The sequence below is a fragment of the Streptomyces sp. YS-3 genome, from assembly GCF_045257485.1.
Lineage (GTDB): Bacteria > Actinomycetota > Actinomycetes > Streptomycetales > Streptomycetaceae > Streptomyces.
The window spans coordinates 1-19,484 of the sequence record NZ_JBJHPC010000069.1 but is presented as its reverse complement, the minus strand read 5'-3'; the positions used below and the strand labels follow the sequence as shown (position 1 = coordinate 19,484).

The 19,484-nt window shown below is 71.7% G+C and carries 19 protein-coding genes; 15 read left to right on the top strand and 4 right to left on the bottom strand.

Annotated elements, in window-relative coordinates; genetic code table 11:
• A partial coding sequence (locus ACJA3G_RS09330; RefSeq protein ID WP_406552430.1) for a LacI family DNA-binding transcriptional regulator occupies positions 1 to 334 on the bottom strand: 334 nt, incomplete at its 3' end.
• A 121-nt stretch (positions 335 to 455) separates the two neighbouring features.
• Between ACJA3G_RS09330 and ACJA3G_RS09325 the strand changes: the two genes are divergently transcribed.
• The 11 genes from ACJA3G_RS09325 (at position 456) to ACJA3G_RS09275 (ending at position 11,659) form a co-directional block, all read left to right on the top strand.
• Positions 456 to 1,700 (top strand): MFS transporter, encoded by a 1,245-nt coding sequence (locus tag ACJA3G_RS09325; RefSeq protein WP_406552429.1) that lies wholly within the window; start codon positions 456 to 458, stop codon positions 1,698 to 1,700.
• Positions 1,701 to 1,724: 24 nt separating this feature from the next.
• The gene (pafA, locus tag ACJA3G_RS09320) at positions 1,725 to 3,086 is read left to right on the top strand and encodes a Pup--protein ligase (RefSeq protein WP_101387501.1); all 1,362 of its coding nucleotides are present in this window, start codon (positions 1,725 to 1,727) and stop codon (positions 3,084 to 3,086) included.
• A 113-nt stretch (positions 3,087 to 3,199) separates the two neighbouring features.
• Positions 3,200 to 4,153 (top strand): FKBP-type peptidyl-prolyl cis-trans isomerase, encoded by a 954-nt coding sequence (locus tag ACJA3G_RS09315; RefSeq protein ID WP_406552428.1) that lies wholly within the window; start codon positions 3,200 to 3,202, stop codon positions 4,151 to 4,153.
• A 58-nt stretch (positions 4,154 to 4,211) separates the two neighbouring features.
• Complete coding sequence (locus ACJA3G_RS09310) at positions 4,212 to 4,583, top strand: FKBP-type peptidyl-prolyl cis-trans isomerase (RefSeq protein ID WP_406552427.1); 372 nt, start codon at positions 4,212 to 4,214, stop codon at positions 4,581 to 4,583.
• 122 nt (positions 4,584 to 4,705) lie between these two features.
• Positions 4,706 to 5,680 carry a helix-turn-helix transcriptional regulator gene (locus ACJA3G_RS09305; protein WP_406552426.1) on the top strand — a complete coding sequence of 325 codons (975 nt, stop codon included), beginning with the start codon at positions 4,706 to 4,708 and terminating at the stop codon, positions 5,678 to 5,680.
• A 16-nt stretch (positions 5,681 to 5,696) separates the two neighbouring features.
• Positions 5,697 to 6,683: a helix-turn-helix transcriptional regulator gene (locus tag ACJA3G_RS09300; RefSeq protein WP_406552425.1), complete on the top strand. Its 987-nt coding sequence runs from the start codon at positions 5,697 to 5,699 to the stop codon at positions 6,681 to 6,683.
• A 15-nt stretch (positions 6,684 to 6,698) separates the two neighbouring features.
• Complete coding sequence (locus tag ACJA3G_RS09295; RefSeq protein WP_406552424.1) at positions 6,699 to 6,962, top strand: hypothetical protein; 264 nt, start codon at positions 6,699 to 6,701, stop codon at positions 6,960 to 6,962.
• Between the two features lie 9 nt (positions 6,963 to 6,971).
• Entirely contained in the window at positions 6,972 to 7,169 is a 198-nt protein-coding gene (locus tag ACJA3G_RS09290) for a hypothetical protein (protein WP_406552423.1), read from the top strand.
• Positions 7,170 to 7,379: 210 nt separating this feature from the next.
• On the top strand, positions 7,380 to 7,661 hold the full coding sequence (gene tatA, locus ACJA3G_RS09285; RefSeq protein WP_406552422.1) for a Sec-independent protein translocase subunit TatA: 282 nt from the start codon (positions 7,380 to 7,382) through the stop codon (positions 7,659 to 7,661).
• Positions 7,662 to 7,723: 62 nt separating this feature from the next.
• Complete coding sequence (gene tatC / locus ACJA3G_RS09280; RefSeq protein ID WP_406552421.1) at positions 7,724 to 8,680, top strand: twin-arginine translocase subunit TatC; 957 nt, start codon at positions 7,724 to 7,726, stop codon at positions 8,678 to 8,680.
• 144 nt (positions 8,681 to 8,824) lie between these two features.
• Positions 8,825 to 11,659: a DEAD/DEAH box helicase gene (locus ACJA3G_RS09275; protein ID WP_406552420.1), complete on the top strand. Its 2,835-nt coding sequence runs from the start codon at positions 8,825 to 8,827 to the stop codon at positions 11,657 to 11,659.
• Positions 11,660 to 11,952: 293 nt separating this feature from the next.
• On the opposite strand, the gene ACJA3G_RS09270 is transcribed toward ACJA3G_RS09275, so the two are convergent.
• Positions 11,953 to 12,798, bottom strand: a complete 846-nt coding sequence (locus ACJA3G_RS09270; protein ID WP_406552419.1) for a siderophore-interacting protein — start codon at positions 12,796 to 12,798, stop codon at positions 11,953 to 11,955.
• A 127-nt stretch (positions 12,799 to 12,925) separates the two neighbouring features.
• The gene (locus tag ACJA3G_RS09265; protein WP_406552432.1) at positions 12,926 to 13,834 is read right to left on the bottom strand and encodes a 5'-3' exonuclease H3TH domain-containing protein; all 909 of its coding nucleotides are present in this window, start codon (positions 13,832 to 13,834) and stop codon (positions 12,926 to 12,928) included.
• A 262-nt stretch (positions 13,835 to 14,096) separates the two neighbouring features.
• Between ACJA3G_RS09265 and ACJA3G_RS09260 the strand changes: the two genes are divergently transcribed.
• From ACJA3G_RS09260 to ACJA3G_RS09245, 4 genes are all read left to right on the top strand, one after another.
• Complete coding sequence (locus tag ACJA3G_RS09260; protein WP_406552418.1) at positions 14,097 to 15,161, top strand: glycine betaine/L-proline ABC transporter ATP-binding protein; 1,065 nt, start codon at positions 14,097 to 14,099, stop codon at positions 15,159 to 15,161.
• Positions 15,154 to 16,950, top strand: coding sequence for an ABC transporter permease/substrate binding protein (locus tag ACJA3G_RS09255; protein ID WP_406552417.1), 1,797 nt, complete (start codon positions 15,154 to 15,156; stop codon positions 16,948 to 16,950). The genes ACJA3G_RS09260 and ACJA3G_RS09255 overlap by 8 nt, the downstream gene beginning before the upstream one ends.
• Positions 16,951 to 17,172: 222 nt before the next feature.
• Positions 17,173 to 17,724: a helix-turn-helix domain-containing protein gene (locus ACJA3G_RS09250; protein ID WP_406552416.1), complete on the top strand. Its 552-nt coding sequence runs from the start codon at positions 17,173 to 17,175 to the stop codon at positions 17,722 to 17,724.
• Complete coding sequence (locus ACJA3G_RS09245; protein WP_406552415.1) at positions 17,724 to 18,464, top strand: helical backbone metal receptor; 741 nt, start codon at positions 17,724 to 17,726, stop codon at positions 18,462 to 18,464. Before ACJA3G_RS09250 ends, ACJA3G_RS09245 begins: the two co-directional genes overlap by 1 nt.
• On the opposite strand, the gene ACJA3G_RS09240 is transcribed toward ACJA3G_RS09245, so the two are convergent.
• The gene (locus ACJA3G_RS09240; protein ID WP_406552431.1) at positions 18,433 to 19,476 is read right to left on the bottom strand and encodes a TDT family transporter; all 1,044 of its coding nucleotides are present in this window, start codon (positions 19,474 to 19,476) and stop codon (positions 18,433 to 18,435) included. The two genes, ACJA3G_RS09245 and ACJA3G_RS09240, sit on opposite strands and share 32 nt — an antisense overlap.
• Positions 19,477 to 19,484 lie beyond the last annotated feature (8 nt).

The following is a 19,484-nucleotide window of genomic DNA, read 5'->3' as shown; positions in this document are numbered from 1 at the left end:
GGTCGCGGGCGGGGCCGACGCCCTCGGGGGAGGGGTAGAGGACCACACCGAAGCCGTGCTCGGCGGCGACCCGGGCGGCGCCGGTGTAGACCCGGGCGAAGAACTCGTTGGTGAGGGCCGGGACGACCAGCAGGGCGGTGCGGGTGCGCCCCAGGCGCAGACTGCGGGCGGCGAGGTTGGGCCGGTAGCCGAGGTCGCGGGCGGCGTCGCGGACCAGGGCCGCCGTCCGCTCCGAGACCCGGCCGCGCCACTTGTCGCCGAGGACCAGGGAGACGGTGGCCTGGGAGACCCCGGCCGCGCGGGCGACGTCCCGGCTGGTCGGCTGGGTCTTCACGGGTCCTCCGGCGGGGTGTGGGAGCGGGGCGGCCCCGGTCCGGGGTGGACCCGGGGGTTGTCGACATGGTACGTATGACGTCGCACGTTATACGTAACACCCAACCAATCGAGGGGCGAGCATGGCGGCTGGATACCTGGAGATCCTCCGGACGCGGCACGCCGCGCGACTGCTGGCGGGAACCCTGACCGGGCGGCTGCCGAACGCCACGGCGGCCATCGCCGTGGTGCTGTTCGTCCGCGCCGAGGGCGGCAGCTACTCGCTGGCGGGCGCCCTCACCGCGGTCTACGGCCTGGCCACCGCCGCCGGGCAGCCCCTGCTCGGCCGCGCGGTCGACCTGTACGGCCAGCCCCGGGTGATGCTGCCCGCGTCGGTGGCCAGCGCGCTCGGCATGTGCGTCCTGGCCCTCGTCGGCATCGACCCGGTCGCCCTGGCGTACGCGGCGATGCTGGTGGCGGGCTTCTGCACGCCGCCCCTCGAAGGCGGACTCCGGGCGCTGTGGCCCAGCGTCCTGACCCGCCAGGACCAGGTGCACACGGCGTACGCGATGGACGCGATAGCCCAGGAGGTCATGTTCACCGTCGGCCCGCTCCTGGTCACCCTCGGCATCGCCCTGTGGTCGCCCGCCACCGCACTCGTCGCGATCAACGCGCTCGGGGTGCTCGGCGCGCTCTCCGTGGTCCTCTCGCGCCCCTCGCGCGCGTGGCGCTCGGCCCCGCGCGAGGCGCACTGGCTGGGCGCGCTGCGCTCCACCGGCCTGCTGGCGCTCCTCGGGGCCTTCTTCTTCGTCGGTCTCGCGCTGGGCGCGATCATCGTGGCGGCCTCGGCGTACGCCGACGACCACGGCCGGGACGCGGTCTACGGCTGGCTGATGGCGGCCAACGGTCTCGGGGCGCTGCTGGGCGGTCTGGTGTACGGGGCGCGCCAGTGGGCCGGAACTCCCGAGAAACGGCTGATTTCGCTCGTCGCGCTGCTCGCCGTCGGCTATCTGCCGCTGACGCTGGTGCCCGGTGTGGTGCCGATGGCGGGGCTCATGGTGGTCTCGGGACTCCTCCTCGCGCCGTGCATCGCCTGCGCGTTCATCGTGGTCGACCGGCACGCCCCGCGCGGCACCGTGACCGAGGCCTTCTCCTGGCTGGTGACGGCCTTCGGGGTCGGCACCGCGCTCGGTACGGCGGTCGCGGGGCCCGCCGTCGAACTGGGCGGCAGCGCGGCCAGCTTCGCCGTGGCGGGCGGCGGCGGAGTGGCCGCCCTGGTGGTGCTCCTCGCCACCCGACGGGTCCTCGCAGCTGGCGGGCGTACGGAAAGCGTCGCGGGAGTTGACCAAAATGATCCAACCCGTGCCGTCGAACCCGGTTTCAGCTGAGGGCATCGGGCGTAATGTTCAGTCATGGACCGCCGCATTTTCGGGCTGGAGAACGAGTACGGCGTCACGTGCACGTTCAGGGGACAGCGCCGACTGTCACCTGACGAAGTGGCGCGCTACCTCTTCCGCCGTGTTGTGTCATGGGGCCGCAGCAGCAACGTCTTCCTGCGGAACGGCGCCCGTCTCTACCTCGACGTGGGTTCGCATCCGGAATACGCAACTCCCGAATGCGACAACGTGACCGAGCTGGTCACCCACGACAAGGCCGGCGAGCGCATTCTCGAAGGCCTGCTCGTCGACGCCGAACGCCGCCTGCACGAGGAGGGAATCGCGGGCGACGTCTATCTCTTCAAGAACAACACCGATTCCGCGGGAAACTCCTACGGGTGCCATGAGAACTATCTCGTCGCCCGGCACGGCGAGTTCTCCCGGCTGGCGGACATCCTCATCCCGTTCCTGGTCACCCGCCAGCTCCTGTGCGGGGCGGGCAAGGTCCTCCAGACCCCGCGCGGCGCGGTCTACTGCGTCAGCCAGCGCGCCGAGCACATCTGGGAGGGCGTCAGCTCCGCCACCACCCGCTCGCGCCCGATCATCAACACCAGGGACGAGCCGCACGCCGACGCCGAGCGCTACCGGCGGCTGCACGTGATCGTCGGCGACTCCAACATGTCCGAGACGACCATGCTGCTCAAGGTCGGCGCCACCGACCTGGTGCTCCGCATGATCGAGGCGGGCACGGTGATGCGCGACCTGACGCTGGAGAACCCGATCCGGGCGATCCGCGAGGTCTCGCACGACATCACGGGCCAGCGCAAGGTGCGCCTGGCCAGCGGCCGTGAGGCCTCGGCCCTCGAAGTGCAGCGGGAGTACTACGAGAAGGCCGTGGACTTCGTGGAGCGCCGGGGCATCCGCACCGGCACCGTCGACCAGGTCCTGGAGCTGTGGGGCCGCACCCTGGACGCGATCGAGGCCGAGGACCTGGACCGGATCGGTACCGAGATCGACTGGGTGATGAAGTACCAGCTGATCGAGCGGTACCGGGCGAAGAACAACATGACCATGTCGCACCCCCGGGTCGCGCAGATAGACCTGGCGTACCACGACATCCACCGCCAGCGGGGGCTCTACTACCTGCTGGAGCGCAAGGGCCAGGCCGCGCGGATCTGCAACGACCTGAAGATCTTCGAGGGCAAGTCGGTGCCCCCGCAGACCACTCGGGCGCGGCTGCGCGGCGACTTCATCCGCCGGGCCCAGGAGCAGCGGCGGGACTTCACCGTCGACTGGGTGCACCTCAAGCTCAACGACCAGGCACAGCGCACCGTGCTGTGCAAGGACCCGTTCCGCTCCGTGGACGACCGGGTGGAGAAGCTGATCGCCGGAATGTGACCGGCCGACGACACCGGCACCGGAAACACGGGCCCCGTACGTTCCTCGTACGGGGCCCGTGGTACGCCTTAGAGTGGCGGCAACTACCGTGCCGTCTGAGATCTGAGGAACACGTGCGCCGACTTGCCGGCCTGCTCGCCGTCCCGCTGCTGCTGGTTGCCACAGCCGCCTGCGGAAGCGACGACAAGGGCTCCGACTCCACCTCCGACTCCGCCTCGATGAAGAACGGCCTGCCCGCCATCACCGCGGGTGCCAAGGTCGGGGAGAAGCCGACCCTCGCCAAGGGCGAGGGCAACCCGCCCAAGGCCCTCAAGGTCAATGTCATCAGCGAGGGCAAGGGGGCGGCGCTCAAGAAGAACGACGCCGTGTCCGTGAACTACCTCGGCCAGGCCTGGGACTCGGACAAGCCGTTCGACAACAGCTTCGACCGCAAGCAGCCCTTCACGCTGACCCTCGGCGCCGGTCAGGTCATCAAGGGCTGGGACCAGGGCCTGGAGGGCCAGAAGGTCGGCAGCCGCGTCGAGCTGGGCATCCCGCCGGAGCTCGGTTACGGCGCGCAGGGCCAGGGCGACAGCATCAAGCCCAACGCCACGCTGGTCTTCGTCGTGGACATCGTCAAGGCGACCACCATCCCCACCTCCGCCAAGGGCAAGGAGGTCGCGCAGGACGACAAGGACCTGCCGAAGGTCGGCACCAACACCGACGGCAAGGCGCCCTCGCTGACCATCCCCAAGAGCGACGCGCCCAAGAAGCTGGTCTCCGACTACGTGCTGGAGAGCGACGGCGACGTGGTCAAGGACACCGACAGCGTGGTCCTGGCGTACGAGGGCTTCCTGTGGAAGGACAGCAAGAAGTTCGACAGCACCTACGACCAGGGCAAGACGCAGACCTTCGCGCTGCCGAACCTCACCCTCAAGGGGCTGAAGGCCGGTCTGATCGGCAAGAAGGTCGGCAGCCGCATCCTCGTCGTCATCCCCCCGGACCAGGGTCTGGGCGACAAGGAGCAGTCCGGTATCCCGGCCAACTCGACCATGGTCTTCTCGATCGACATCCTGTCCAAGATGTGACGGCGGGGATGTAAGACTGTCCCGGTTGCCCCCGCACGTATTCAAGAGGAGCAGTTCAGTGAGCATCGAGAAGCCCGAGATCGACTTCCCCGAGGGCGAGCCGCCGGCGGACCTGGAGATCAAGGAGATCTGGGAGGGCGACGGCGCCGTCGCCAAGGCGGGCGACCTCGTGAAGGTCCACTACGTGGGCGTCGCCTTCTCCACCGGTGAGGAGTTCGACTCCTCCTGGAACCGCGGCACCCCGCTGCAGTTCCAGCTCGGTGTCGGCCAGGTCATCCAGGGCTGGGACAAGGGCGTGCAGGGCATGAAGGTCGGCGGTCGCCGTCAGCTGACCATCCCCGCGCACCTCGCCTACGGTGACCGCGGTGCCGGTGGCCGGATCGCGCCAGGTGAGACGCTTATCTTCGTCTGCGACCTGGTCGCTGTCTGATCACACCCGATCACACCGAGGGCCCGTGCCGTTGGCACGGGCCCTCGGCTTTTGCCCCGACACCCCGGGGCGGTACGGTCAACGGTCGGAGCAGCGGATTCGAGGAGAGGCGAAGGGCGTCGATGGCGATTGCCAAGGCCGAGCGGCTGATGAACCTGGCGCTGTGTCTGCTGGGGACGCGTCGTCCGCTCAGCAAGCGCGAACTGCGCGGTTCCATCGAGGCCTACGTCGAAGCCGCCGGCCCGGAAGGAAGCGCGGCCGGGTCGGACGACGCCTTCAACCGGATGTTCGAGCGCGACAAGGACGATCTGCGCGAACTCGGCCTGGTGATCGAGACGGTGGAGAACCTCGACGGCGAGACCGGCTATCTGGCCCGCCGCGACTCCAACCGGCTGCCGCCCGTCCAACTGGACGCCGAGGAGGCGGCGGCGCTCGGCCTCGCCGCCCGGGTCTGGCAGCAGGCCCGGCTCGCGGGCGCGGCCAGCGGCGCACTCCAGAAGCTGCGCGCCGCCGGAATGCCGGAAGCCGACAACCCGTACGAGCACAGCGCGATCGAGCCACGCATCCCGGTCCACGAGGCCGCTTTCGAGCCCCTGATGCTGGCCTGCCGCGACCGCCGCCCCGTCGTCTTCGAGTACCGCAAGGCCACCGCCGCCCGCCCCGGCACCCGCCATGTCGAGCCGTGGACGCTGGAGTGCTGGCGCGGCCACTGGTACCTGGCGGGCTGGGACCGCGACCGGGGCGCCGAGCGGGTCTTCCGGCTCTCCCGGATCACCGGCAAGGTGCGCTCGCGGGCCGGCTCCTTCACCGCGCCGGTGCCCGACGTGGTGACCGTGCGCGAGACCGTGGAGACCTGGGCGGGGGAGACCGCCACCCGCTCCGCGCGGATCCGGCTGCGCGCCGGCGCCGGCTACCCGCTGCGCTCGCGGGCCACCGCGACGCGGGAACTCGGCGACGGGTGGGACGAGTTGGAGATTCCGTACGGGCACGGGCTGGACGCCTGGCTCGTGGAGTTCGGCCCCGATGTGGTCGTGCTGGAGCCCGCGGACCTGCGGGCCGACGTGGTGGACCGGCTGCGCGCCGTGGCCAAGGGCTGAGGGGAACCGGACGACCATGGCTGCGAACGCCATCGACCAGACGCGGCGGATGCTCTCCCTCGTCACCTATCTGCGCGAGCGGCCCGGTGCGCATGTCGCCGACGTCGCCCGCGCCTTCGGGATCAGCGAGGACGAGCTGATCTCGGACCTCGATGTACTGCCCATGTGCGGGACCAGCTTCCGCGGCGGCGACCTGCTCGACATCGACACCGACGGCGACCGCATCTGGTGGCGCAATCCGAACGCGCTGGGCGCCGAGGCGGCCGAGCCGCTGCGGATCGCCGCCGACGAGGCGACCGCGCTCCTGGTCGCGGCCCGCGCGGTGGCGACGCTGCCGGGGCTGCGCGAGGGCGACCGCCAGGCGCTGCTGCGCGCCACCGCCAAGCTGGAGGCTGCGGCCGGGGAGGCGGCGGGCGCCAGCTCCCGGCTCTCGGTGACCTTCGAGTCCGAGGGCGGGGTCTTCGCCGAGGTCGACCGGGCGATCTCGGAGCGGCGCCGGCTGTGGGTGCGCTACTACTCGCCCGCGCGCGACGAGCTCACCGAGCGCGAGGTCGACCCGATCCGGCTCTTCGCCGTCGGCCACACCTATATGGAGGCGTGGTGCCGTCTCTCCGAGGCGCGCCGCACCTTCCGCCTCGACCGGGTGGCCGAGATCCGTCTGCTCGACGAGCCCGCCGCGCCGCCCGAGCTGGAGCTGCGGGACCTCTCCGAGGGGCTGGTGCAGCCCGCCGCCGAGGACCCCGAGGTGGTCGTCGAGGTGGGGCCGGGCGGGCGCTGGGTGGCGGAGTACTACCCGCACGACAGCGCCGAGGAGCTCCCCGACGGCGGTCTGCGGATCACCCTGCGCACCCCGGAGCCCGCCTCGCTGCGGCGCCTGGCGCTGCGGCTGGGCCGCGACGGCCGGATCGTCGCCCCCGGCGAACTGGCCGAAAGTGCCCGCCGTGCGGCGCTGGCGGCGCTGGCGGCGTACGAAGAGCAGAGCGCGTACGACGGAGAGAGTTGAGGAGATAAGCGGAACATGTCGGTGATGCCCGGTATTTCCCGTCCGATGGCCGCAGTCCAGTCGGTGCTCTTCAAGGCCGCCTGCCCCGACTGCCGTGCCCGCATCGAGCTGGCCGCGGGGGCGCTGCGTCTGGCCATCGGCGCCAGCCGCCGTACCACCTTCTACTCCTTCACCTGCCCCGAGTGCGGCTCCGCCGTCCGCAAGCCGGCCGGTGAGCGCGTCGTCGAACTCCTCACCGGCGGAGGGGTCAACACCCTCCGCCTCCACTCCAGCGTCTAGGGTCCGCTCATGTTCTGGCCGATGACCGCCATCGCCGTCGGGTTCCTCTCCATCGCCGTCCTCGGTGTGCTCGCGATCAAGGTGTTCGTCGAGGCGCAGCGGCTCGGCCGGCAAGTGGCCGACACCACAAGGAAGATCAACAGCGCCGCCGAGGAGCTGGAGAGCGCCGCAGTTGCACTCTCGGGTACCGGAGAGACCTTGCGGTGACCGGTGGGGACTCCTGTGTGTCCGTCCCTTTGGGTACGCTTCAGAGCGCGGGCCACGCAGCGAGGCAGTGGGCCGCGTCCGTAAGGACGCACGGGGATTGCCCGGTGTTCACCCCTGCGCGTTACGATCGCTGCACGCAACCGGTCGGACACCAGTCCGACCGGGACCCGCAGCCCCACCCATGTCGCCTCGGTGAGAAGGTAAAAGCTTATGTTCGGAAGGCTCGGAGCCCCCGAGATCATTCTCATCCTCGTCGTCATCGTCCTGCTGTTCGGCGCGAAGAAGCTTCCGGACATGGCGCGCTCGCTCGGCAAGTCCGCGCGCATCCTCAAGAGCGAGGCGAAGGCCATGAAGTCCGACGGCCAGCAGCCCGCCCCCGCCGACCCGCCGCACCCGGGCGAGCAGCCGCCGGTGCAGCGCACCATCCGGTCGGCCCCCGGCGACGTCAGCAGCTCGCGTCCCGTCACCGAGCCGACCGACTCCACCCGCTGACACCTGGGCCGAAGCAGGCGCTGATCACCAAGGTGCCCTGCCGCACGAGATGAGGACGTGGGTTGCTGAAGTCTGCCCGCAAACAGCAGAAGGACCCGGAGGGGCGGATGCCCCTCTCGGACCATCTCCGTGAGCTGCGCAACCGGCTCGCCAAGGCGGTTCTCGCGATCCTGGTCTGCGCCGTGGTGGCGGCGTTCTACTACAAGGACATCGTCGACCTGATCATCAAGCCGGTCAGGGAGTCGGTCGGCTGCAAGGAAGCGTTCGACACGCTGTCCCAGAAGGACAGCAAGGACCACTGCGGCAACGTCACCATGTCCGGCCTCATGTCGCCGTTCACGCTGATGATCAAGACGTCCCTGGTGGCGGGCGTCGTCGGCGCCAGCCCGGTCTGGCTCTACCAGCTCTGGGCGTTCGTCGCCCCGGGCCTGCACAGGAACGAGAAGAAGTACTCGCTGGGCTTCGTCGCGGCCGGCTTCCCGCTCTTCCTGGCCGGCGGCTGGTTCTCGTACCACGTCCTGCCCGCGGCGGCGAAGGTCCTCCTGGAGTTCACCCCCGACGGCGCGCTGAACCTGCTCCCGCTCAACGAGCTCATCGACCTCGTGCTGCGGATGATCGTCGTCTTCGGCCTCTCCTTCGAGCTGCCGCTCTTCCTGATCATGCTGAACTTCGGCGGGGTCCTCACCGGCCGCCGGATGCTCGGCTGGTGGCGCGGAATGATCATGGGTGTGACGGTCTTCGCGGCCTTCGCGACGCCGACCGTCGACCCGGTGTCGATGCTCTCGCTGGCGACCCCGATCGTGCTGCTGTACTTCATCGCCGTCGGCATCTCGTTCCTCAACGACAAGCGCCGCCGTGAGCGCGCCGCGTCCGGCCCGGCCGACGACGAGGCCTCCGACCTCGACCTCACGCCCTCGGACATCGGTGGCATCGAGCCCGTTCCCACCCCGTCCCTGCCCGAGCAGGCGGACGCCAACCGCCCCGGCAGCCGGGTCAACGGGTACGACGACGTCACCTGACGCCGCTGCGTGAGGCGGCCGGGCGCGCACGGCGCGCACCCGGCCGCTTCGGCGTTCCGGGCCCCCGCGCGCTCCCTTGCGGGGCACCGGTCCCGATAAAGATCGCGACCTGTGTCAGAGGCGCCGGGTAGGCTCGAAGACAAGATGACAGAGGACCTCTCACCAGCCGAAGCGTACGCAGCTGCCCGGCTCCGCGCCGCCGAGCAGGCCACCGCGCTCGCACCCTTCCGCGACCTGTACGAGTTCGATCTGGACCCCTTCCAGATCGAGGCGTGCCGGGCACTCGAGACCGGCAAGGGCGTGCTCGTGGCCGCCCCGACCGGCTCCGGCAAGACCATCGTCGGCGAGTTCGCCGTGCACCTGGCCCTCCAGCAGGGCCGCAAGTGCTTCTACACCACGCCGATCAAGGCGCTCTCCAACCAGAAGTACGCCGACCTGGTCAGACGCTACGGCGCGGACAAGGTCGGCCTGCTCACCGGCGACAACAGCGTCAACTCCGAGGCGCCGGTGGTCGTGATGACCACCGAGGTGCTCCGCAACATGCTCTACGCGGGCTCCCAGTCGCTGCGCGGCCTGGGCTATGTGGTCATGGACGAGGTGCACTACCTCTCCGACCGCTTCCGGGGCGCCGTCTGGGAAGAGGTGATCATCCACCTGCCCGAGTCGGTGACGCTGGTGTCGCTGTCGGCGACCGTGTCCAACGCGGAGGAGTTCGGCGACTGGCTGGACACCGTGCGCGGCGACACCGAGGTGATCGTCTCCGAGGAGCGCCCCGTCCCGCTCTGGCAGCATGTGCTGGCCGGCCGGCGGATGTACGACCTCTTCGAGGAGTCCACCGACCACGGCGGCCGTGGCGGCGCCCGGCGCGAGGTCAACCCGGACCTGCTGCGCATGGCCCGGATGGAGAACCAGAAGACGTACAACCCGCGCGAGCGCAGGCGCGGCAAGATGGTCCGCGAGGCCGACCGCGAGCGCGAGCGGCGCCAGCGCTCCCGGATCTGGACGCCGGGCCGCCCCGAGGTCATCGAACGGCTCGACGCCGAGGGTCTGTTGCCCGCCATCACGTTCATCTTCAGCCGCGCCGCCTGCGAGGCCGCCGTCCAGCAGTGCATGTACGCGGGTCTGCGCCTCAACGACGAGGAGGCGCGCCGGCGGGTGCGCGAGATCGTCGAGGAGCGCACCGCCTCCATCCCCGGCGAGGACCTGAACGTCCTGGGGTACTACGAGTGGCTGGAGGGCCTGGAGCGGGGCATCGCGGCCCACCACGCGGGCATGCTGCCCACCTTCAAGGAGGTCGTGGAGGAGCTGTTCGTGCGCGGCCTGGTGAAGGCCGTCTTCGCCACCGAGACGCTCGCCCTGGGCATCAACATGCCCGCCAGGACGGTGATCCTGGAGAAGCTGGTGAAGTGGAACGGGGAGCAGCACGCCGACATCACCCCCGGTGAGTACACCCAGCTCACCGGCCGCGCCGGGCGCCGCGGCATCGACGTCGAGGGCCACGCCGTGGTGCTCTGGCAGCGCGGCATGGACCCGGGCGCGCTCGCCGGCCTGGCCGGCACCCGGACGTATCCGCTGCGCTCCAGCTTCCGGCCCTCGTACAACATGGCGGTGAACCTGGTCGAGCAGTTCGGCCGGCACCGCTCGCGCGAGCTCCTGGAGACCTCCTTCGCGCAGTTCCAGGCGGACAAGTCCGTCGTCGGCATCTCCCGCCAGGTGCAGCGCAACGAGGAGGGCCTGGAGGGCTACAAGGAGGGCATGAGCTGCCACCTCGGGAACTTCGAGGAGTACGCGCGGCTGCGCCGCGACCTCAAGGACCGTGAGACGGAGCTCGCCAGGCAGGGCGCCGGCCAGCGCCGGGCCGCCGCTGCCGCCTCCCTGGAGCGGCTCAGGCCCGGAGACGTGATCCATGTGCCGACGGGCAAGTTCGCCGGGCTGGCGCTCGTGCTCGACCCGGGCATCCCGGCCGGGCGCTCCAACGGCCACCGCGGCTTCGACCAGCACGACGGGCCGCGCCCGCTGGTGCTGACCGCCGAGCGGCAGGTCAAGCGGCTCGCCGCGATCGACTTCCCGGTGCCGGTGGAGGCCATCGAGCGGATGAGGGTCCCCAAGTCCTTCAACGCGCGCTCGCCCCAGTCCCGCCGCGACCTCGCCTCGGCGCTGCGCACCAAGGCGGGCCACATCGTGCCCGAGCGCCACCGCAGGGGCCGCGCCGAGGCCGCCGACGACCGCGAGATCATGCGGCTGCGCGCCGAGCTGCGCGCCCACCCCTGCCACGGCTGCGACGAGCGCGAGGACCACGCGCGCTGGGCCGAGCGGTACCACCGCCTCCAGCGCGACACCCGGCAGCTGGAGAAGCGCATCGAGGGGCGGACGAACACCATCGCCCGCACCTTCGACCGGATCGTGTCACTCCTGACCGAGCTGGACTACCTGCGCGCGGACGAGGTCACCGAGCACGGCCGGCGCCTCGCCCGGCTCTACGGCGAGCTGGACCTGCTGGCCAGCGAGTGCCTGCGCGCGGGCGTCTGGGAGGGTCTGAGCCCGGCCGAGCTGGCCGCGTGCGCCTCGGCGCTGGTCTTCGAGGCCCGTCAGGCCGACGACGCGGTGGCGCCCAAGCTGCCCTCGGGCGCGGCCAAGGCGGCGCTCGGCGAGATGGTCCGCATCTGGGGCCGCCTCGACGCGCTGGAGGAGGACCACAAGATCAACCAGACCGAGGGCGTCGGCCAGCGCGAACCGGACCTCGGCTTCGCCTGGGCGGCCTTCCAGTGGGCCTCGGGCCAGGGCCTGGACGAGGTGCTGCGCGAGGCGGAGATGCCCGCGGGCGACTTCGTGCGCTGGTGCAAGCAGGTCATCGACGTACTCGGCCAGATCGCGGCGGCGGCCCCCGGCACCGCCGCGGGCAGCACGGTCTCCAAGAACGCCCGCAAGGCGGTGGACGCGCTGCTGCGGGGCGTGGTGGCGTACAGCTCGGTGGGGTGAGCGCTTCGGGGCGGGGTTTGTCTGCGGGTTGGTGGGGGCTGATCGCGCAGTTCCCCGCGCCCCTGTTCCGCCCGGGATTCGGCTGCGGGCCGGTGGTGGGCTGGTCGCGCAGTTCCCCGCGCCCCTGTCGGGCCGGGTGTTTGTCTGCGGGCCGGTGGTGGGCCGGTCGCGCGGTTCCCCGCGCCCCCAGGTGCTCAGGGGCGCGGGGAACTGCGCGCGCAACCCGGTACGGTCCGCGGACACGCACGGACCGGGGCGAAGCCCAGAGGGAAGGGGCGCCGGGGGGGGCGTGGCTACGCCCCCGCGGGCTCCTGCTCCCGCTCCACCTGCGCGTTCCACTCCCGCTTGACCGCGCGCCAGGCCTCGTCGCTCTGGCCCAGGCGCCAGTAGCCCGAGATGGAGAGGCGGTCGCGGGGGATGCCGCGCTCCAGGCGCAGATGGCGGCGCAGCTCCTTCACGAAGCCCGCCTCGCCGTGGACGAACGCGTGGACATCGCCCCCGGGGAAGGCCATCTCCCGTACGGCGGCGATCAGCGGCTCGCCCACCGGGGCGTCGCCGCGGTGCAGCCATGTCACCTCCACCCCCTCCGGGGCGAGGATCTTCTGCTCCTCCCCGGGGCCGGGGACCTCCACGAAGGCGTGGACGAGCGCGCCCTCGGGCAGCGCCTCCAGCGCCGCGGCGATCGCCGGGAGGGCGCTCTCGTCGCCCGCCAGGAGGTGCCAGTCGGCGGCCGGGTCCGGGGCGTACCCGCCGCCGGGACCGGAGAAGCGGAGGACGTCCCCGACCCGGGCGCGGGCGGCCCAGGGGCCGGCCAGGCCCTCGTCGCCGTGGACCACGAAGTCGATGGTCAGCTCGTTCCGCTCGGCGTCCCAGGCCCGGACCGTGTACGTCCGGTTGCTCGGCCACTGCTCGCGCGGGAACTCGGCGCGCACCCGCTCCAGGTCGAAGGGCTCGGGGTAGGTCACCCCGGGCGCCGGAAAGAGGAGCTTCACATAGTGGTCGGTGTACCCGTCGAGGGCGAAGCCGCTCGCCGCCGCGCCTTCCAGGACCAGCCGGACCATGTGCTCGCTGATCCACTCGGTGCGGACCACACGTGTCTCGTGGGCCCGGGGCCCCTTGCGGGCCGGTCGTTCCGCCACAGCGTTCTCCCCTGATGTGTGCCGGCCCGTCTGGCCGGCACGCTGAACCGTCTACTCTTCTTAGGTTTGCCTAAGTTAGCATCCCGGCCCGCGGGGCTCACCCTCCTTTTTCCGGCGTCCCCGCCGCTCAGCGCCCCAGCGTCGTGAGCAGCCGGGTCAGCGAGCCCCCCAGCCCCCACCGGTGCGCCAGCTCGTCCACCGTCTCCGGATGCAGGGCCTCGGCCGGGAGCGCCGGCTCGAACGCGGGCAGCGGCACGTCCAGCGCCACCCGGACCACCTTCGGGGCCACGTCCAGATAGGCGGCGGCCTCGACGATGCCCCGGCGCTTGGCGGGGGTGAGGCGGGAGGCGCGGTCCACGGCCGCCGCGCGCACGCCCGCCAGGTCGCCGTACTCAGTGATCAGCTGTGCGGCGGTCTTCTCGCCGATGCCCTTGACGCCCGGCAGACCGTCGCTGGTGTCGCCGCGCAGGGCCGCGAAGTCCGCGTACTGATCGGCCCGCACCCCGTACTTCGTACGGATCAGGTCCTCGTCCACCACATCGCAGTCGCCCACGCCCTTGCGCGGGTAGAGGACCCGCACCCCGCGCTTGTCGTCGACCAGCTGGAACAGGTCGCGGTCGCCCGTGACGATGTCCACCGGGCCGGGCGCCGCCGCGGCCAGGGTGCCGATCACGTCGTCCGCCTCGAACCCGGCGACGCCGACCCGGGCGATCCCCAGCGCGTCCAGCACCGCCTCGATCACCGGGACCTGCGGGGCCAGCGTGTCCGGGACCTCCTCCTCGTCCGGGACTCCCTCGGCCGTCTCCACCGCCACCCGGTGCGCCTTGTAGGACGGGATGAGCTCCACGCGCCACTGCGGGCGCCAGTCCGCGTCCATGCACGCCACCAGGTCGTCCGGGTGGTGGTCCTGGACCAGGCGGGTGATGAAGTCGAGCAGGCCGCGCACGGCGTTGACCGGGGTGCCGTCCGGCGCCCGGACCGAGTCGGGGACCCCGAAATAGGCCCGGAAGTACAGGGAGGCGGTGTCGAGGAGCATCAGGCGTCGCGTCACACCCCGATGATGCCGCACCCCACCGACAGTCTCCGGGCACGCGGGTCCGTCCGGGCATGCCAGTGAACTGGGTCACGTTTCCGTTTGCTCCGGGTAAGGGTGGGAAGGCGCCGCGCCGGAGCGGACCCTCGTATCGGTTACCACGAATACGGCACCGCATGCACAGGGCGACGGACCGATTCCGCGCCGCTCCACGGCCCGCCGGCGGGGGAGGCGGGCCGTTCTCCGTCCTATCCGTGAGGTAGATGTGTCCACGCTGCAAGCCGAGCAGCTCTACAAGGTGTTCGGGCGACGACCCGACGACGCGGTGCGCAGGCTCCGGGCCGGGGCCGACCGTGACGAACTGAGGGCCGACGGGACGACCGCGGCGGTCATCGACGCGTCGTTCACGGTCGAGCCCGGCCAGATCTTCGTCGTCATGGGGCTCTCCGGGTCCGGGAAGTCCACGCTGCTGCGGATGCTCAACGGGCTCCTGGAGCCCACCTCGGGCCGGGTGCTCTACGACGGGCAGGACCTGACCGGTCTGAGCCCGCGCGAGCTCCGCGCCGTCCGCTCCACCAAGATCAGCATGGTGTTCCAGCACTTCGCGCTCTTCCCGCACCGCAGCGTCCTGGAGAACGCCGCGTACGGCCTGGAGGTCCAGGGCGTGCCGCGCGCCGAGCGGGAGAAGCGGGCCGCCGAGGCCCTGGAGCTGACCGGCCTCGCGGGCTGGGGCGACTCCTGGCCCGACGAGCTCTCCGGCGGTATGCAGCAGCGCGTGGGCCTGGCCCGCGCGCTCGCCACCGACGCCGACCTGCTCCTCATGGACGAGTCCTTCAGCGCGCTCGACCCGCTGATCCGGCGCGACATGCAGGACCAGCTCCTCGTCCTCCAGAAGCGCCTGAAGAAGACCATCGTCTTCATCACCCACGACCTCAACGAGGCCATGCGGCTCGGCGACTCCATCGCCGTCATGCGCGACGGGCGGATCGTCCAGCTCGGCAGCGCCGAGGACATCCTCCTCACCCCGGCCAACGACTACGTCGCCTCCTTCATCCAGGACGTCGACCGCTCCCGGGTGCTCACCGCCCTGTCCGTGATGACCGTGCCGCACCGCCCGGACGCCGGGAACTGCGACTGCGAGACCGTCACCGCCGACACCAGCGTCGCGGACCTGTGCGCGGTCGCCGCGCGCGTGCCGCACCCCGTGGCCGTCAAGGACGACGAGGGTTCACTGCTCGGTGTCGTACCGCGGGAGCGGCTGATCGCCTTCCTCGGGGACGACAAGCGCGGGCCGGTCGCCTGCTCGGCCCAGGAGGTGGCCCATGCCTAGGCTGCCTCTCGGCGAGTGGGTGGACAGCGCCGTCACCTTCCTCCAGAGCCACCTCTCCTGGCTGTTCGACGCCATCACCAAGGTCGTCAACGGCATGTACGACGGCATCGACGCCGTCCTGTCCGCGCCCCACCCGCTGCTCTTCGCGGGCATCCTCGCCGTCGTCGCCTGGTGGCTGCGCGGTCTGGTCGCCGGTGTGCTCGCCTTCGGCGGGTTCGCGCTGGTCGACTCGATCGAGCTGTGGGACGAGGCGATGTCGACGCTGTCGCTGGTCCTCGTGGCGACCGTCGTCACGCTGGTCCTCGCGGTGCCGCTCGGCATCTGGTCGTCCCGGTCGAAGACCGTGAGCGCGATCAGCCGCCCGCTCCTGGACTTCATGCAGACCATGCCCGCCATGGTCTATCTGATCCCCGGCATCATCTTCTTCGGGGTCGGCGTGGTCCCCGGCATCATCGCCACCATCGTCTTCTCGCTGCCCCCGGGCGTGCGGATGACGGAGCTCGGCATCCGCCAGGTCGACCCCGAGCTCGTCGAGGCGGCCGAGGCGTTCGGCACCACCCCGCGCAACACCCTGCTCAGGGTCCAGCTCCCGCTGGCGCTGCCGACCATCATGGCGGGCGTCAACCAGGTCATCATGCTGGGCCTTTCCATGGTCGTCATCGCGGGCATGGTCGGCGGCGGCGGCCTCGGCGGCGCGGTCTACCGCGCCATCGGCAACGTCGACATCGGCCTCGGTTTCGAGGCGGGCATCTCCATCGTCATCCTCGCCATGTACCTCGACCGGATGACCGGCGCGCTCGGCCGCCAGGTCTCGCCGGTCGGCCGCCGGGCGCTGGCCCGCGCCAAGTCCTCCGGCGTCAAGGTGTGGAACCACCGCCCGCAGCCCGCGGTCGCGGTCGTCGGCGTGGTCGTCCTCGCGCTGGTGGCCGGCGGCATGGGCATGTTCGGCTCCTCGACCACCGCCACCGCCTCGGGCGCCGAGAACGTCGGCAAGGGCAAGAAGGTCTCCCTGGGCTACATCCCCTGGGACGAGGGCATCGCCTCCACCTTCCTGTGGAAGGAGCTCCTGGAGCGGCGCGGCTACAAGGTCGACACCAAGCAGTACGAGGCGGGCGCGCTCTACACCGGTATGGCCGGCGGCCAGATCGACTTCGAGACGGACTCCTGGCTCCCGGTCACCCATGCCACGTACTGGCAGAAGTACCACGACAAGCTGGAGGACCTGGGCGGCTGGTACGGCCCGACCTCGCTGGAGCTGAGCGTGCCCTCCTATATGAAGGGCATCGACTCGCTGGACGACCTCAAGGGCAAGTCCGGACAGTTCAAGGGCCGGATCATCGGCATCGAGCCGAGCGCCGGGATGATGGGCCTGCTCAAGGACAAGGTCCTCAAGGAGTACGGCCTGGACGGCGAGTACAAGGTCGTCGACGGCTCGACGCCGTCCATGCTCGCCGAGCTCAAGCGCGCGTACGCCAAGAAGGAGCCGATCGCGGTGACGCTCTGGTCGCCGCACTGGGCGTACAGCACGTACGACCTGAAGAAGCTCAAGGACCCCAAGGGCAGCTGGGGCAAGGGCGACGGGGTGCACACCCTGGCCCGCAAGGGCTTCACGGGCGACAACCCGAAGGTCGGTGCCTGGCTGAAGGGCTTCCGGATGACCGAGAAGCAGCTCACCGGTCTGGAAGCCGAGATCCAGTCCACCGGCAAGGGCAAGGAGCAGCAGGCGGTCCGCAACTGGCTCGACGCCAACCCCGGCCTCGCGGACAAGTGGACGCCGGTCGGCTCGTAGCCACCGCGGCACGAGGTGCGGACGGGCGAAAGGTTTCGGCCGTCCGTACCGGGAACGGGGCCCCGCCGGACACCGGCGGGGCCCCGTTCGCGCGCTGGTGCCCAGCGCGCCGTGCGGACACTCTTCTTCCGCGTGATGGTGCCCCGGGGCGCCGAAGCTGCGTAGGGTGCAGACAGTGCGGCGGCCGGAGTGGAGCCAGGTGACGGGGAGGGAGCCGGAGAGATGGACGAGAAGGAAACTCTTCGGGTGGGAGTCGCGGTGCGGCGGCTGCGGCGCGAGCTCGGGATGACACTCGCCGCCGTGGCGCAGCGCAGCGGCCTCTCGGTGCCCTTCCTGAGCCAGATCGAGAACGAGCGGGCCCGTCCCAGCGCCCGTTCGCTGGCGCGCGTGGCCGACGCCCTGGGCACCACCGTGCCCGAGCTGTACGACGCCGCCGACACCGCGCGTACCGTCGAGGTCGCCCGCGCCGACGACGGGGACGGCGGCGGGGTCCGCCAGCTGCTGCGTGGCCACCACCAGCTGCACGCCATGGAGTTCACCGGCGAGCACGACACCGCGCGCGAGTTCCAGCACCGCAACGACGAGCTGATGTACGTGGCCGACGGCGCCGTCGAGGTCGAGGCGGAGGGGCGCGCCTACCGGCTGGAGCGGGGTGACACCCTGTGCCTGTCCGGCGGGGTCCGCCACCGCTGGCGCGCGGCCGTGCCCGGCACCCGCATCCTGCTCGTGGCCGTCGCCGACCACATCGAGGCGATCGAGGAGACCCGCCACTGATGGTGGGCCGCGCGGGCGGCCCCCGGGTGGTGTCGCTGGTGCCCTCGCTCACCGAGGCCGTCGAGGCCACGGCCCCGGGCCTGGTCGTCGGCGCCACCGACTGGTGCACCCACCCGCCCGGCCTCGCGGCGGCCCGGATCGGCGGCACCAAGAACCCCGACACGGACGCCGTCGCCGCACTCCGCCCCGATCTGGTGATCGCCAACGAGGAGGAGAACCGCCAACCCGACCTGGACGCCCTGCGCGCGGCTGGGCTGGATGTCCTGGTCACCGAGGTCCGCGACCTGGACCAGGCGTTCGCGGAGCTGCACCGGGTCCTGGTGGACGCCTGCGGGCTGCCCCGGCCCCGCTGGCTCGACGAGGCGCGCGAGGCCTGGGAGCAGGTGGCCCGCCCGTCCGGGCCGGTCGCCGCGGTGGTGCCGGTGTGGCGGCGCCCCTGGATGGTGCTGGGCCGCGACACCTTCGCGGGCGACCTGCTGGCGCGCCTCGGCGTGCGCAACGTGTACGCGGAGCACGCCGAGCGGTATCCGCGCGTCCCCCTGGAGGAGCTGCGGGCCGCCGGGGCGGATCTGGTGGTCCTCCCCGACGAGCCCTACCGCTTCGCCCCCGACGACGGCCCCGAGGCCTTCCCGGGCCTGCCGGCCGCACTGGTCGACGGCCGGCTGCTCACCTGGTACGGCCCCTCCCTGGCGGCGGCCCCGGGCGCGCTCAGCGCGGCGCTGCGAGCAGCCGTCCGCTGAGCAGGCCGCGTACCGTGTGGACGCCCGCCACCAGCCACGCGGCGACCAGCAGCGCGTACAGGCCGCAGGCGAGCCAGCTGAACGCGGTCAGACCGGTGTGGCGGGCCAGGCCCTGGGCGCCGGTGACGCAGGTGCCGACGGGGAAGGTGAACGCCCACCAGGTCATCGCGAAGGGCATCCCGGAGCGGGCCGCGCGCACCACCATGGCCGCCGCCAGGGCGAGCCACATCAGGGCGAAGCCCGTCACGGGCACCCCGTAGACCACGGCGAAGGCGTTCAGGGCGCCCGCGTAGGGGGCGCCGACCGCGCCGGGGGCCACGTCCGCGAGCTTGTTGACGGCGGTGGTGGACTGGCCGAGCGGCCCGAGGACCAGGAACAGCGCCGGGGTCAGGACCAGCGGCAGCGGGCCCTCGTGGACCAGCCGGGCGAAGACCACCGGCAGCATGACCAGCACGGCCAGCAGGCTCATCCCGAACAGCGCGTACGAGCCGAGCAGCATCGCCTCACGGGGCTGGCCGGCCGGGAGGTGCGGGACGAGCAGGGCGCCCAGGGTCGCGGAGACCATGGGGGCCACCACGGGCAGCAGCCAGACCGGGGAGGCCGTGCCGGGGGCGACCTGGTGGCGCACCACCATCAGATAGGGGATGCCCACGGCGACGACGAGACCGGTGGCGGTGCCGATCGCGTACAGCGCCCAGGCCAGCGGCACCGCGGCGCCCTCCCCGATCAGATCCTTGCCGACGGTCAGGGTGCCGATGCCGACGGCCAGGAACGCCATCGACATACATCCGTAGAAGGGGGCGACCGCCGGGTCCAGGAGATGGGCGCGGGCCTGGTCGCGGTGGCGGCGCCAGTGGGCGGCGCGGGCCGCGGCGAGGACGGTGAGCATGGCCAGCGACAGGGCCCACACCAGCGTCAGCCCCGGCACCCGGAACGGCAGCCCGGCGCCCGCGCCCGCGACGATCGCGGTGCCCATGACCACGGCGTACCAGTTCGGGCCGAGGTGGCGCAGGGGGGTGT

Coding starts and splice junctions, on each gene's coding strand:
- ACJA3G_RS09265 (WP_406552432.1), bottom strand. CDS start 13,834: ATGCTCCTCGACACCGCCTCCCTGTACTTCCGGGCCTATTTCGGGGTC.
- ACJA3G_RS09245 (WP_406552415.1), top strand. CDS start 17,724: ATGGTGGGCCGCGCGGGCGGCCCCCGGGTGGTGTCGCTGGTGCCCTCG.
- tatA (WP_406552422.1), top strand. CDS start 7,380: ATGTTCGGAAGGCTCGGAGCCCCCGAGATCATTCTCATCCTCGTCGTC.
- ACJA3G_RS09325 (WP_406552429.1), top strand. CDS start 456: ATGGCGGCTGGATACCTGGAGATCCTCCGGACGCGGCACGCCGCGCGA.
- ACJA3G_RS09295 (WP_406552424.1), top strand. CDS start 6,699: ATGTCGGTGATGCCCGGTATTTCCCGTCCGATGGCCGCAGTCCAGTCG.
- ACJA3G_RS09305 (WP_406552426.1), top strand. CDS start 4,706: ATGGCGATTGCCAAGGCCGAGCGGCTGATGAACCTGGCGCTGTGTCTG.
- ACJA3G_RS09255 (WP_406552417.1), top strand. CDS start 15,154: ATGCCTAGGCTGCCTCTCGGCGAGTGGGTGGACAGCGCCGTCACCTTC.
- ACJA3G_RS09250 (WP_406552416.1), top strand. CDS start 17,173: ATGGACGAGAAGGAAACTCTTCGGGTGGGAGTCGCGGTGCGGCGGCTG.
- ACJA3G_RS09275 (WP_406552420.1), top strand. CDS start 8,825: ATGACAGAGGACCTCTCACCAGCCGAAGCGTACGCAGCTGCCCGGCTC.
- ACJA3G_RS09290 (WP_406552423.1), top strand. CDS start 6,972: ATGTTCTGGCCGATGACCGCCATCGCCGTCGGGTTCCTCTCCATCGCC.
- ACJA3G_RS09300 (WP_406552425.1), top strand. CDS start 5,697: ATGGCTGCGAACGCCATCGACCAGACGCGGCGGATGCTCTCCCTCGTC.
- pafA (WP_101387501.1), top strand. CDS start 1,725: ATGGACCGCCGCATTTTCGGGCTGGAGAACGAGTACGGCGTCACGTGC.